This window comes from Luteimonas sp. RIT-PG2_3 (genome assembly GCF_054902115.1).
The window spans coordinates 98,990-113,099 of record NZ_JBUBPF010000007.1; the positions used below are offsets into that span (position 1 = coordinate 98,990).

12 protein-coding genes are annotated in these 14,110 nt (G+C 67.7%); 6 read left to right on the forward strand and 6 right to left on the reverse strand.

Features of this window, described 5'->3' with window-relative positions:
* Positions 1-5: 5 nt before the first annotated feature.
* From ACYX7E_RS12650 to ACYX7E_RS12670, 5 genes are all read right to left on the reverse strand, one after another.
* Positions 6-2,504, reverse strand: a complete 2,499-nt coding sequence (locus ACYX7E_RS12650; RefSeq protein ID WP_462080941.1) for a glycosyl hydrolase 2 galactose-binding domain-containing protein — start codon at positions 2,502-2,504, stop codon at positions 6-8.
* On the reverse strand, positions 2,504-2,752 hold the full coding sequence (locus ACYX7E_RS12655) for an acyl carrier protein (RefSeq protein WP_462080942.1): 249 nt from the start codon (positions 2,750-2,752) through the stop codon (positions 2,504-2,506). Before ACYX7E_RS12655 ends, ACYX7E_RS12650 begins: the two co-directional genes overlap by 1 nt.
* 64 nt (positions 2,753-2,816) lie before the next feature.
* Positions 2,817-3,884: a DUF1839 family protein gene (locus ACYX7E_RS12660; RefSeq protein WP_462080943.1), complete on the reverse strand. Its 1,068-nt coding sequence runs from the start codon at positions 3,882-3,884 to the stop codon at positions 2,817-2,819.
* Positions 3,845-4,762 carry an amino acid--[acyl-carrier-protein] ligase gene (locus ACYX7E_RS12665; protein ID WP_462080944.1) on the reverse strand — a complete coding sequence of 306 codons (918 nt, stop codon included), beginning with the start codon at positions 4,760-4,762 and terminating at the stop codon, positions 3,845-3,847. Before ACYX7E_RS12665 ends, ACYX7E_RS12660 begins: the two co-directional genes overlap by 40 nt.
* A 2-nt stretch (positions 4,763-4,764) precedes the next feature.
* Positions 4,765-5,952, reverse strand: a complete 1,188-nt coding sequence (locus tag ACYX7E_RS12670) for an acyl-CoA dehydrogenase family protein (RefSeq protein WP_462080945.1) — start codon at positions 5,950-5,952, stop codon at positions 4,765-4,767.
* A 421-nt stretch (positions 5,953-6,373) separates the two neighbouring features.
* On the opposite strand from ACYX7E_RS12670, the gene ACYX7E_RS12675 reads away from it, so the two are divergent.
* The gene (locus ACYX7E_RS12675; protein ID WP_462080946.1) at positions 6,374-6,928 is read left to right on the forward strand and encodes a flavin reductase family protein; all 555 of its coding nucleotides are present in this window, start codon (positions 6,374-6,376) and stop codon (positions 6,926-6,928) included.
* 129 nt (positions 6,929-7,057) lie between these two features.
* On the opposite strand, the gene htpX is transcribed toward ACYX7E_RS12675, so the two are convergent.
* A complete protein-coding gene (gene htpX / locus ACYX7E_RS12680) occupies positions 7,058-7,939 on the reverse strand; it encodes a protease HtpX (protein ID WP_462080947.1) in 882 nt (293 codons plus the stop codon).
* Positions 7,940-8,211: 272 nt separating this feature from the next.
* Here htpX and gluQRS point away from each other — a divergent pair, with 272 nt between their 5' ends.
* The 5 genes from gluQRS (at position 8,212) to ACYX7E_RS12705 (ending at position 14,106) form a co-directional block, all read left to right on the forward strand.
* Positions 8,212-9,111: a tRNA glutamyl-Q(34) synthetase GluQRS gene (gluQRS, locus tag ACYX7E_RS12685; RefSeq protein ID WP_462080948.1), complete on the forward strand. Its 900-nt coding sequence runs from the start codon at positions 8,212-8,214 to the stop codon at positions 9,109-9,111.
* Between the two features lie 43 nt (positions 9,112-9,154).
* Positions 9,155-9,895, forward strand: coding sequence for an acetoacetyl-CoA reductase (gene phbB / locus ACYX7E_RS12690; RefSeq protein ID WP_462080949.1), 741 nt, complete (start codon positions 9,155-9,157; stop codon positions 9,893-9,895).
* 239 nt (positions 9,896-10,134) lie between these two features.
* A complete protein-coding gene (gene phaR / locus ACYX7E_RS12695) occupies positions 10,135-10,641 on the forward strand; it encodes a polyhydroxyalkanoate synthesis repressor PhaR (protein WP_462080950.1) in 507 nt (168 codons plus the stop codon).
* A gap of 157 nt (positions 10,642-10,798) precedes the next feature.
* Entirely contained in the window at positions 10,799-11,317 is a 519-nt protein-coding gene (locus ACYX7E_RS12700) for a CopL family metal-binding regulatory protein (RefSeq protein WP_462080951.1), read from the forward strand.
* Between the two features lie 92 nt (positions 11,318-11,409).
* Positions 11,410-14,106: a TonB-dependent receptor plug domain-containing protein gene (locus ACYX7E_RS12705; protein WP_462080952.1), complete on the forward strand. Its 2,697-nt coding sequence runs from the start codon at positions 11,410-11,412 to the stop codon at positions 14,104-14,106.
* Positions 14,107-14,110: the final 4 nt, after the last annotated feature.

Below are 14,110 nucleotides of genomic sequence, written 5' to 3' on the forward strand. Positions count from 1 at the left end.
ATCGATCACGGAATCGTGAAACGCGCGTGGGTGCTGGCATTGAGCGCGCTGACGGTTCCGCGCGCAGTGCCAGGCCTTCGTTCCGGGACGGCGCGCAGCAGAACCGACCTGCACTGACCCGGCATCACATGGAAGCCATTGTCGTCTGCCTGGAAGCCGGGAATCTCGATGGTCACAGACTGCGCGAAACGCCGCGAAGACAGCGTCAGCACGCACATGTCCTGTCCGATCGCCTCCACCCCCTCTCCAGGGACGTCGTCGACGCTGGCCTCGAGACCGACGTCATGCTCGATCCCCGGCGGATAACCCACCGGGAACCAGCTGTATTCCGCCAGCACCGCCTCGCCATCGAGCAGCGACGCATGCACCAGCTGCGCCTGCGGCGGGCCGAAACGATACGAGAACGCGAGGTCCAGGAAGCCTTCGAACAGCGAGGTCGCCGGCCGCTCGATCGCAGCATGCGCCGGCACCGTCACATCGATCGCGCCCTCGCCGACCACGACCTCGCCATCCCGGTACAGCACCAGGCGCAGGCGCGCGTCGAGCGGCGTTGGCCGGTCGTTGACGACATGCACGGCCAGGCCGTTGCCGCCCTCGTCGGTGATCGTCAGCGCGACCGGCGACAGCACCCGACGCAAGGCATGCAGGCAGGGCTTGGCGACGCCATGCGCGTCGACCAGTCCCCAGCCGGCGCCGGGCCACAGGTCGCGCAGGAACCAGACCAGTGCGCCGCGGGTCGGCGAGCGTCCCCGGCGCCATTCCGCGAACGCACGCGCCATGACCTCGCCGGTCGTCGCGCGGCCGAGGGCCAGATAGCGCGCGTGGTCGCTGGCGCGCAGCGCGGCTGGATCGACGCCATGGAGTTCGCGCATGTAGTGGTCGCGGACATCGTCGAAGTCCCAGCCGGCACCCAGGTCGCGCGGCGAGCGCGCCTTCCATTGCGGCTGGTGCACGCGCAGTCCGGGGCCGCCCGGCAATCCATCCGGCTCGGGAATATTCGCGAACGCCAGGCATTCGGAGGCGAAGCGGACTTCGGCACGGCGCGCGTCGTCGAGCGGACGCCGGTACGCGCCGACGCCGTAATAGGACGAGGTCCCGACATCGGCGACATGCGGAAAATCGCCGCCATGCGCACTCGACGGCAGGTAGGCGATGCCGCGCGCCGCGACCTGTCTCGCCAGCACCTCGTGAAACAGCGGCGGCGCCCAGCGCTCGCGACCGGCGCCGCTCATCGCGGCCTGCTGCTCGACCTCGCTGTTGCCGCAGACCAGCGCCAGCGAGGGCCTGGCCTGCCACCGCGACAACTGCTGTTCGACTTCGGCGACGACACCGGCCTGGAAGGCCGCGTCCTCGGGATAGTCCATGTTCGCGAACATCAGTTCCTGCCACAGCAGCATGCCGTGGCGATCCATGGCGTCATGGAAAGCGTCGCTCTCGTAGACCATGGTGCCGCCGACACGCAGCATGTTCATGCCCGCACCGCGCGCCTGCGCGATCGCGGCGTCGCAGGCCTCGGGCGTGGCGTCGAGCGAGACCACGTCCAGCGGCGTCCAGCAGGCGCCGCGACAGAACACCGGCACGCCATTGACGCTGACCTGGAAATCGCCGCCCTCGCGGTCGATCCCGATGGTCCTGAAACCGGTGTTCCCCAACGCGATGTCGACGTCGTTGCCGTCCACGGTCGCGACGATGCCCAACGCGTACAGCGCCGGTTCGCCGTGGGTATGCGGCCACCACAGGTCCGGGGCCTGCACCGTCGCCCGCCCCTGCCAGACGCCTTTCTGCTTCGACAGGCGGGCATGCTCGCGGCGCTCTCCGCGCACGACCACCAGCGTCGCGGCGTCGACGTCCTGCCCCAGATCCAGCGACACCTCGACGACGCCGGCCCCGTCGACCACGCGGGCGTCCAGTCGCAGGTCGCGTGCTTCGAGGCGGCGCTGTTCCAGCCAGACCGGTCGCCAGGGGCCCACCGCCGGACACGGCGGCGACCATCCGGGCGTGCGCCCGAGCAGGCTGGTGCGGAACCAGCGCAACTGCGTGTGCTCGATCATCGGCACGCGCCAGCGCGGACGTGGCCGGCGCGCGGCGAGTTCCGGAGCCAGCGCACGGCAGCGGATCAGCAGTTCGTGCGTGCCGTCCAGCGTCAGTGCAATCTCGTGCGCCAGGTACATGTTGTCGCTGGCCAGCACGTGCCTGCGGTCCAGCCAGACATCGGCAAGCGTAGCAAGTCCGTCCAGGCCGAGGACGGCCGGCCCACTGATCGGGGCTCCGCCTTCGATGCGAACGCGCCACCAGAAATCCTCGCCATCGAAGGGCCGCTGCTCGTCCCAGCTCCACGCGCCGGCAGCGCGCAAGGCCGACGCCGCGGTGCCCGGCACCTGCGCCGGAATCCACGCCAGCGCATCGACATCCTCGAGCCTCGATCCTGCGGGCGCAGCCGCAACCTGCCAATCCCTGTCGAGACGGACACGCCGGTTGCAACCGATGTCGCGCAGGCGACCCATCAGCCGGCAGCGAGCAACTCTTCGATCGCGCCGTCGATCGCCGCGATGCTCTCGAACGAGCTGCGCTTGAGCATGTGGTCGGGGAACTCGATATCGAATTCGCCTTCCAGTGCCAGCATCACGTTGACGCTGGCGTGCGAGGTCATGCCGGCCTGGTACAGGTCGGACTCGTCGCCCAGCGATTCGACATCGGCATTCAGTCGACCATGCTCCTTGAGCACGGTACGGATTCGGTTTGCATGACTCATGATGATTCCGGGGTAGGGAAAATGATGGGGTGAACGCGGACGTTCGATCAGGTGCCGGTCGGGCTCAGGAATGCCACGACGACAGCGCCGCGTGCCCGTCCTGCCATGCCGCCGACCAGGCCTCGAACGAGGGCGCGAAGTCGAAGGCGCGGCGGCTGTTGACCGCCCTGGCGGCCTTGAGGATGAACGCCTTGGTGCCGGCCGATACGCTGTCGAACGCATCCGCGGCCCGCAGCGCCTGCTCTCTTTGCAACTCGCTTGCCGCAGACGCGCCGGTGTCCTGGCCTGTCTGCGCACCGTCATCGGCGACCAGCCAGCGCAGGTGGCAGGCCAGCAGTTCCGACGCCGCGCCCAGCTGGCGCAGCGTCGCGAACGCCCAGGCGTGGTAATGCGGCAAGCCGCGTTCCTGCAGGCGCGGCAGCTCCAGCGCGAAGCGTTCGGCGAACCGGTCGATCGGGTTGTCGCGCGGACGCAAGGCCAGGTGCGTGCCCAGCAACTGCCGCGACATCTCACACAGTTCCGCGGCCGGACGACGACGCACGCGATCGATGCGCAGCAGTTCGGCGTACAGCGGCAGGTGCTCAGGATCGCCTTCCTGGCCGATCCGGAACGTACGATCGAAATCCTCACCTTCCAGGCTGAAGTAACCGGCGTTGTGGAAATAGCCCAGACGGCGCTGCTCGACGTCGACATCGGCCAGCACGATCGTGGTCTTGACGTGCTGGCGCCGGTAGTCGGTGCCGGCGACATCGGGCAACCACCAGGCATCGGCCTCGGTCGCGATCAGCCGGCCCGCGCCGAGGTGCTCGATCGCGTGCTCCAGCAACGGCCGCCAGCAGGTCAACTCCTGCACGTCGACGCCGTACAGGCTGCGCAGCTCGTCATGCGAGGGCTTGAAGAAGGTCCACTGGTCGCCAAGGAAATCGATCGCCACAAGACCGGGAATCACCGCGGTCGGCTCGCAGCCCAGCGCGTTGAGCACTTCGATCCAGACATCGAAGTAGCAGTTCTTTTCCGTCCACGCCATCTCCTCGGCATGCAGGGCATGCCGGGGGTAACGGGCGGCGTCGAGGTCGAGCGCGCGGACGCGCATCAGTCCGGCCAGAGGATCTGGCGGACCGGTGCCGGCCACGCCGCGGGATCGAAGCCATGGGTCTGCAGCAAGGCCATCGCGACGCGCTCCAGGCCGAAGCCCAGGCACGCGGTATTGGCGACCTCGCCATCCGCGGTGCGGATGTCGAACAGTTCGGCGAACTTGTCCTGGTGCCAGTTGAACGAGCAGATCGCGGTCGGCTTGTCCTCGGAGATCACCGGCACCAGCACCTCGAACTTCAGCTGCTGCTCCTTCTGGCTGACCGCAAGCAGCTTGCCGCCCTTGCCGAAGAACGGATCGGCGGCGATGTCCGACTGCACCGGCAACTGCAGCGACGTCAGCAGCGCCATGCCGCGCGCAAGCCAGGCGTTTCGCCATTCCACGACCTGCTCCGGGCTGCCGGCGCGGATGTACTCGCGCATGCGGAACGCCTGCAGGCGGGTCGGTTCCGGCGACGGCTCGTGCCGGAACACCCAGCCCAGCGACGTCACCAGGCGGCCATCGGGCGGCAGCGTCCCGGTGAAGGTCGGGTACACCGGATAGCAGACCGCCGGCGTCAGCATGACGTCGGTCATCCCCAGGTGGCTGCCCCACTCCTCGCCGGCATGGATGCAGTCGCAGAGCTGGCGCGCCGCGAGTTCCTTGCCGAAGAAGCTGTACACCGCACCGGCCAGCTGCGGGAAGCTGTCCATGTAGTTGGTCTTTTCGATCAGCGCGCGCGGCACCGTCGGCGGGAACGTCAGCGAGGTCGCCTCGTCGGGCCCGGCGATGCGCGCGACGGCCGCGTCGAACGAGGACACGATGTCCTCGAACACATGGTTGCGGGCAAACACGCCCTGCACGCCTGACGGAATGATCAGGCCATGCTGCACCAGCCCCTCGTGAAACCTGAGTGGATCGTATTCGGTCGCGGGCATGATCAGTCGTCCTTGAAGACAAGCAGCATCGACGCGCTCTTGCTGGCGATGCGATCGTTGGAAATCATCAGCGCACCCGACAGCACGTCGCGGTAGTGGCGACCGACACTGAACGGGGTATCGTTCTTGTACGCAAGGATGCCGATGATCTGCAGCGCCTCGTGGACGATGCGCGGCGCCATCTCCGAACTGCTGATCTTGAGTTGGTTCATCCGCAGCGCCCAGCCGATCGAGGTCAGCGTGTCGCGCGCACTGTCCTCGCCCTCGGCGACCAGTTCATCGAACTCGGCCGCGCAGCTTTCCCAGTTGTTGCGCATCGACTGCAGCTCGACGTGCACGCGCGCCAGGCGGCTGGCATTGGGCGGCACCGTGCCCGGCTGCTTGCGTGCGCCGGCACGGACGAAGCGCGCGGCGCGGTCGACCGCATCGGCGGCGATCCCCCACCACAGCGCCGACCACAGGATGTGCGAGTACGGCACCATCGTCAGCGCCGAGGCATCGGCGAACGCACCGGGCACGATCTGGTCCGCACCGCCCTGGCCGGTGAACTTGGCACCCGGGCTGCAGGTTCCGCGCATGCCCATCGTGTCCCAGACGCCAACGTCGGCAAAGCGGTAGTCGCCCTTCTCGAACAGCACCAGCACCTGGTCGCTGGGCGCGGCCTTGGCCTCGCGCCGGCAGGTCACCAGTTGCGCGTCGGCATGCTCGCCATAGGACATCGTGGTGGCGTCCTTGGCCAGCGACATGCGGTCGCCGTCGACCTCGACGGCGCAGATGCTGGTCCGGGTATCGCCGAACGTGCCGTTCTCGGACGTGATCGAGGCCACCAGTTGCTGGCGCGCGACCAGGTTGTCGCGCATGAACTGCTGGAAGTAAGCCGAACCGGCGCCGTGGCGGGCGATGCAGGCCACCTGGATATGGTGCATCGCCAGCACCATCGCCGACGAGCCGCAGCCGTGCGCGAGCGCCGCGCATTGCGCGCCCAGTTCGAGCATGCCGGCACCGGCACCCCCGAAGGCCTTGGGCACCGCGGCAGACAGCAGGCCTTCAGCCTGGAGGGCCGCAAGCGACTCGCGCGGGAACCGCGCCTTGGCATCCACGTCGACGGCATGCCGCGCCGCAACCTCCGTCGCAATCGCCTGCGTCCGGACTACCAGTGGGGATTTTCTCACGCCTGAACGAAGGGTCATGCTGTCTCAACAAAGGACGAGGCGTGAGCTACAACGGCGGATGCTACAGCAACAGGCCAAGGCCGGAGAAACTCGCGCGGGCCGCCGCCAAGCGCTCGCCCCCGCCGGTCTGGTGGCCAGTCCGAGGGACACTCCCGCGAGCGGTCTGGCGGACGCTGACGGCGACAGCGGGCCAGCCCAAAGAAACGCCTCGAACCCTCCCCCGGCCCGGTCGTCCGGGCGGCCAAAACAGCCCGACCTGGCGGGCAGCCGGCCGTGTCGGAAGACATGGTCCGCCACCGGCACGGCGGACGTCACGAAGATCCCACGGACATGCCCCTGGGACACGCTTGCCCGCCCGGGCGCTTGCCGGTGACGGCGACGCGCGTACCATGACGCCGGCCGGCATCCCGCCCGGCCCCTGCCTTGGACACAACACCGGATGCCAGACAGCAACGACGCGCCCACCGTGGACCCGCGGGAATTCCGCAATGTCATGGGGCGGTTCGCGACCGGCGTGGCGATCCTGAGCTTTGTCAGGGACGGCCACCCGGCCGGCATCACCGTCAACTCGTTCCTGTCGATCTCGCTGGACCCGCCCCTGGTGCTGGTGTCGCTGGCCAAGGGTTCGAGCTTCACCACCTGCGTCCGGCAGGGCGACCGCTATGGCGTCAGCTTCCTGTCCGAGGGGCAGGAGCAGCTCAGCGCGCATTTCGCCGGCCGCCCGGTCGAAGGCATGGCGGTCGAGTACACGCACCAGCGCGACACCCCGCTGATCGACGGCAGCCTGGCGCACGTCGTCGCGCGCGTGGTCGACATCCACCCCGCCGGCGACCACAGCCTGTTCATCGCCCAGGTCGAATACCTGTGGCAGGGCGCCGAAGCCAAGCCGTTGATCTTCTACAGCGGCAAGTACAAGCAGATCCACGCCCACGAGCCCGACGTCTATTGGGGTGCGGTCGAAGGCGCGGTCGAAGGCTTCGAGCGCTTCGAATAGCGGTATCGATTGCGCGCAAACGCTTCAGTCACTCACCAGTCGCGGCTTATGCCGCGCGCGCCCTGGCTCCACATGCGCGGCGGGAGCGCGAACTTCCGCTCTCCCGCATTCGTCATTGATTGCTCGACCTCAGAGGCGGACGCGGCCCGCCGAATCCTGCGGCGCATTCCGCAGCGCGGCGATGCGCGCTTCCAGCGGCGGATGGCTGGTCAGCAGGTGGCCGACCGCACCGCTGATGCCGAAGGCCGCGACCTGCTTGGGCAGGGTGTTCTGGCCATAGGTCAGCGACAGCTTCTCGAGCGCCGCAATCATCTTGTCGCGGCCGGCCAGCGACGCGCCGCCGGCATCGGCGCGGAACTCGCGGTAACGCGAGAACCACATCGCGATCATCGACGCGAACAGGCCGAACACCATGTCGAGCACGAAGACCGTGGCCATGTAGCCCAGCCCGCCGCCGTTGTCGCGACCGCCACTGAGCGCGTTGTCGACGACCCGGCCGACGACCCGCGCCAGCACGATGACGAAGGTGTTCAGCACGCCCTGCAACAGGGCCATCGTCACCATGTCGCCATTGGCGACATGGGCGACTTCGTGCGCCAGCACCGCCTCGGCCTCGTCACGGGTCATCGCCCTCAGCAGGCCGGTCGACACCGCGACCAGCGCGTTGTTGCGGTTGGCGCCGGTCGCGAAGGCGTTGATCTCGGGCGCGTCGTAGACCGCGACCTCGGGCATGCCGATGCCGGCCTGCTCGGCCTGGCGCCTGACGGTCTGCACCAGCCAGCGTTCGGCGTCGTTACGCGGCTCGGTGATGACCTGGGCGCCACTGAAACGCTTGGCCGTCCACTTCGACAGCATCAGCGAGACGAACGAGCCGCCGAAACCGAACAGCGCCGCGAAGATCAGCAAGCCGGCCTGCGACGACGCGTTGACGCCGAACACGGCCATGACGATGCTGACCAGCGCCAGCACCGCCAGGTTGGTCATCAGGAACAGGGTGATGCGCTTGAACATGGAACACGATCCTCGGGTCTGACATCAGGCGATGCCTTGGCTCCTAACGCGATAGGGTTGGCTGTGGTCAAATTCAAGCGCCGACGCCGCGCGCGCCGATCTCCGGTCAGCCCGGGTTGAACGTTGGCTGGGTTTGACCTTGCCCGGGTTCAACGCTGCCCTGGTTTAAAGTTGTCCCCGCTTTAATTTGCCCGGGGTTCCCGCCCGTTGCGGTCGACACGCTGGCCGATCGCCCTCCAGGTCCCGCCCTCGTCCCAAGGATCGCCTGCTGCATGACCTACCGCGGTCGCTTCGCCCCCTCGCCCACCGGCGCATTGCACCTGGGCTCGCTGGTCGCCGCCTTCGGCAGCTGGCTGCTCGCGCGCCAGGCCGGTGGCGAGTGGCGGGTGCGGATCGAGGATGTCGACCCGCCGCGCGAAGTCGCCGGCGCCGCCGAGGCGCAACTGCACACGCTGGCGGCGCTCGGCCTGCACGCGGATGGACCGGTCCTGCGCCAGAGCACACGAGGCGACGCATACCAGGCGTCCCTGCAGGGGCTGCTCGACCGGGGCGACGCCTTCGTCTGCCATTGCAGCCGCAGCGACCTGGCCGCCAGCCATGGCATCCACCTGCGCTGCCGTTCCGGCGCCCGGCGTGCCGACCCGGCGATCCGGTTGCGGGTCGCCGCCGGTGAGGTCGTCGACTTCGACGATGGCCTGCAGGGACCGCAGCACCAGGATGTCGCCCGCGAGGTCGGCGATGTCGTGCTGCGTCGCGCCGATGGCTACTGGGCCTACCAGCTGGCGGTGGTCGTCGACGATGCCGCGCAGGGCATCACCGATGTCGTGCGCGGCGCCGACCTGCTCGATTCCACCGCGCGGCAGATCCTGCTGCAGCGTCGGCTTGGCCTGCCGACGCCGCGCTACCTGCACCTGCCGCAGGTCGTCGATGACGCCGGCCACAAGCTGTCCAAGTCGCTGGCCGCACAAGCGATCGACGACGATGCACCGATGCCCGCCCTGCGTTCGGCCTGGGCACTGCTGGGCCAACCCGGCGTGCTGCTCGACGACGCCCGCGACCGCGACGCACTGCTCGCGCAGGCGGTGTCGGGCTTCGCGCTTGACAGGGTGCCGAAGGGACCGGTAGAGGTATTCGCCGCAATGCACAACGTCGCTGTCAAGCAGCGCGTCTAGACTGGGACCAACGCCGCGTTTCGACGGCATCAAGGAGCAAGACATGACAGCACGAGTGGCCCTGGTCACCGGTGGAACCGGCGGCATCGGCACCGCCATCTGCAGGCGACTGGCCGATGCCGGGCACAAGGTCGCGACCAACTACCGCAACGAGGACAAGGCACGCGCGTGGCAGGCCCAGCAGAAGGCCGAAGGCTACGAGTTCGCGCTGGCCAAGGGCGACATCTCCACGCCCGAGGAAGCCGAGGCGATGGTGCGCGACGTCGAGGCACAGCTCGGCCCGATCGAGATCCTGATCAACAACGCCGGCATCACCCGCGACGGTACCTTCCACAAGATGGCCGCCGGGCAGTGGCACGACGTCATCAACACCAATCTCAACTCGGTGTTCAACGTCACCCGCCCCGTTATCGAAGGCATGCGCGACCGCAAGTGGGGCCGGATCATCCAGATCAGCTCGATCAATGGCCTGAAGGGCCAGTATGGCCAGGCCAATTACGCGGCGGCGAAAGCCGGCATGCACGGCTTCACGATTTCGCTGGCGCGCGAGAACGCCAAGCTCGGCGTCACCGTCAATACCGTGTCGCCCGGTTACGTGGCCACCGACATGGTCATGGCGGTGCCCGAGGAAGTGCGAGCCAAGATCGCCGCCGACATCCCGACCGGACGCCTGGGCAAGCCCGAGGAGATCGCCTACGCGGTGAACTTCCTGGTCGCCGAGGAAGCCTCGTGGATCACCGGCTCCAATCTCGACATCAACGGCGGCCACCACATGGGGTGGTGAGCCCGGACCGGTCAGCGTTGGATGCGGCGGGATACCTCACCGCATCCACGCGCCAGTCTTCGCGCACGCGCATCGCTGGCGCGAAACACCTTGCAGGGCGTGCGCATCGACGCGCGCATTCAGCCTGAAAGACCGCCGCAGCCAGGCGGCCGGACAGCACCGACAGGCGCATCGGCGGCGCTGGATCGGCGTGCGGGGGATGCCTTCCAGCATGGTTGCAACGGCTAGTCGGCTGCGCCATGCTGCGGGGCATCATCGATCAGAGCCTTTGCTCCATGGCAAACCGGATCATCAAGAAGTACCCCAATCGCCGTCTCTACGACACCGAGATTTCCAGCTACATCACCATCGAGGATGTCCGCCAGCTGATCGTCGACGGCGAGGACTTCGAGGTCCGCGATGCCAAGTCCGGCGAGGACCTGACCCGGTCGGTCCTGCTGCAGATCATCACCGAGCATGAGGGCGACGGCGAGCCGATGCTGTCGACCCAGCTGCTGAGCCAGATCATCCGCTTCTACGGCGATTCGATGCAGGGCTTCATGGGCAGCTACCTGGAGCGTTCGATGCAGGTCTTCCTGGACCAGCAGCAGCAGTTCCGCCAGCAGATGGGCGGCCTGCTCGGTCAGACGCCGTGGGCGATGATGAACCAGCTGACCGAACGCAACATGGACATGTGGAAAGAATTCCAGAAGAACCTGACCGGCAGCGTCGGCCAGAAGCCCGGCGACGACAAACGCGGTCGCTGATCACGGCGACCGGCCCCGGACGCGCGCCTGACGGGTCACCCGCAGGCGATGCCGGCGAGGCCAACGGACGCCCCGCGCGATCCGAATTGACAGCAGCAGGGATCAGCTGTATCTATTGGTATATACAAATCAACATCACGCTGCCTCGACGCCCGACATGCGGTTGAAGTCCCTGCCCTCCCGGATCCTGCTGTGCCTGTTGCTGTGCCTCAACGGCAGCACCGGGCTGTGGGCGTCCACGCTGATGGCACTGGCGCCCGACCACGCGCACACGATCAACCGCGCCCGCGACGGCAGCGTCGATTGCGCGGCGTCCACGACCACACATGCGGGCGATCATTGCCGCCAGGCAGACCTGACCGACAACCGCGCCGACCCACGCGACCCGCGCATGCAGGAAGGCGCGCCCGCCAGCGCCGGCAAGGCCCTTGCCGACGTTGCCGATGCGGCAACTGCAGACGATGGCCGCGATCATCACCAGGGCGGCTTTGAAGATTGCTGGTGCCCGTCGCCTGCCGCCGGCTGCAGCTGCAACTGCGTGGTGCCGACCATCGCATCCAGCCACGGCGTCCCGTTCGCCGCGCATCACCTGATGACCACGGCCGCCCCGGCGGATCCAGACCTGCCCGACCTGCCCTACCAGACCGGAAACATCTTCCGACCTCCGATCGGCTGACGCTGACCTCGAATCCCCCGCCAGGCAGTCGCGTGCGTGCGCCCTGCCCCGGTCTTCCCGTGCCAGATCATCCAGCTCCCGGAGTCCCACCCATGTCGATGCCCCTCTGCCGCCTCGCCGCGGCCATCAGCAGCCTGCTCGTCGCCAGCAGCGCGCTGGCGCAGTCCCCCACCGCCTCCAATCCCACCAATCTCGACGCCGTCACCGTGACCGGCTCGCACATCAAGGGCGCCCGTCTCAGCGGCGTCGGCCCGGTCAGCGTCGTCGACGCCGAAATGATCGCGCGCTCCGGCGCCACTTCGATCGATACCCTGCTGCAGCGCCTGCCGGCGTCGGCCGGCTTTGCCGGCAACCAGACCAATGCCTACTGGACCGGCAACGGCTACGGCACCGCCCAGGTCAATCTGCGCGGCATCGGCATCAACCGCACCCTGGTGCTGCTCAACGGTCGCCGCATCGTCAACGGCGGCACCGGCGCCAACAGCTCGGTCGACCTCAACGTGATCCCGGTGTCGGTGATCGAGCGCATCGAAGTGCTGAAGGACGGTGCGTCGGCGATCTACGGCGCCGATGCCGTCGCCGGTGTCGTCAACATCATCACCAAGAAGAACTTCGAAGGCGTCGAACTCGGCCTGCGCTATGGCCAGACGTTCGAGAACGATGGTGCCGACCAGGCGTTCGACCTGACCTGGGGCACCCACAACGACCGCGGCTCGCTGATGGCGTCGCTGAGCTATTCCGAAGGCAAGGCCGTCAACATGGCCAGCCGCCAGCCCTGCGGGCTCGGCGAAGTCAACGGCCAGCTCGAATGCGTCGGCAGCTCGGCGACGATCGGCGGCCGCGCGCTGCTGGCCGATGGTTCGATGGTCAACTTCAACCAGGATCCCAACGGCGACGGCGACTTCTTCGAGCCCTACGCCAGCAAGCACAACTATCACAGCTATTCGACGCTCAACGCGGTCAACCCGATCAAGCGCGTCAGCTTCAGTGCGTTCGGCGACCTCAAGCTGACCGACAACGTCGACCTGTTCACCGAACTGCTGATGACCAACCGGCGCTCCAACCAGCTCGCGTCGCCGGGATCGATCGGCCAGTACCGGCCGGTGCGCATCGCCGCCAACCATCCGACCAATCCGACCGGACAGGCGCTGACCCTGGTCCGCCGTCGCCTCGAGGAAGCCGGTCCGCGCCACTTCTACCAGGACGTCGACACCTATCGCGCCGTGCTCGGCCTGCAGGGCGGCCTGGGCGATACCTGGAACTGGAGCACCGCGATCAACTGGGGCCGCAGTACCGGCGTCGACGGTTCCAGCAACGTCGCCAACCTCGATCGCGTCGACCAGACCCTCAACACCGCGGTCTGCAGCAACGCGCCCGGCGCGGCGATCCCGTGCGGCGACTACCTGGGCTATGGCGACCTGAGCCAGCAGGTCATCGACTACATCATGTTCACCACCCGCGATACCGGCGGCAACGAACAGCGCAGCTTCAGCGCCAACCTCGACGGCCAGCTGTTCGAAATGCCGGCCGGCTGGGTCGGCTTCGCCACCGGCATCGAGATCCGCAACGACCGCGGTTGGCGCGACCCCGACATGCTGACCCAGTGGGGCATCGCCAACAGCAACCGCGCCCAGCGCGTGCGCGGCGAGTACGACGTGCGCGAAATGTTCGCCGAGGTCTCGGTGCCGTTGCTGGCGGACAAGCCGTTCGCCGACGCGCTGACCTTCAACGCCGCGGTGCGCTATTCCGACTACGACCTGTTCGGCGGTGACACCAACTACAAGATCGGCCTCGACTGGCAGGCCTCCGAGGCCTTCAAGATGCGCGCGATCTACTCGACCGCGTTCCGCATCCCCAACATCCCGGAACTGTTCGGCGGTATCACCGAAGGCAACCTGACCACGACCGATCCCTGCAGCGGCTGGAGCAACCAGCCGACGACGTCGCCGATCTACCAGAACTGCCAGGCCGACGGCCTGCCGGTCGGCTACACGCAGCTCGGCAACACCGTGCTGACGCGGACCGGCGGCAACATCGACCTCAAGCCCGAGGACGCCAAGACCTTCACCATCGGCGCGGTGTGGACGCCCGGCTTCGCGCCCGGCCTGACGATGACGGCCGACTACTTCGACATCCGCATCGACAACGCGATCCAGAGCGTCGCCGGCTCGACCAAGCTGGCGTACTGCTACAACACGCCGGGCCTGAGCCATCCGTTCTGCAGCGACAGCAACTTCACCCGCAACCCGATCACCGGCGAAATCGACTTCCTGTCCTCGCAGCCGGTCAACGCCGCCAGCGAGCGGATCTCGGGCATCGACCTGGGCGCGCTGTACGAGTTCACCGTGGCCAACCTCAATGCCACGCTCAGCGTCGATGTCTCCTACCTCGACCGTTACGACCTGACGCCCTACCAGGGCGCCAGCGTCATCGAGTACGCCGGCAAGATCACCGGCGGTCGCGGCAGCTACGCCAAGTGGCGGTCGTTCAGTTCGCTGGTGCTGGCGCAGGGCCCGTGGTCGGGTTCCTACAGCCTGCAGTACATCGGCGGCACCGACGACATCAATGCGCCGCGCGGCGCGATCGGCGACCACGCGGGCAGCCTGACGTACCACAACGTGCAGCTGAAGTACGCCGTCAGCAGCGCGATGGACCTGGCCCTGGGCGTCGACAACCTGTGGGACAAGCAGGCGCCCTTCATCCAGAGCTACACCGACGCCAATACCGACACCATGACCTACGACCTGCTCGGCCGGCGCTGGAACGCCAAGCTGACCTACCGCTGGTAAAGGC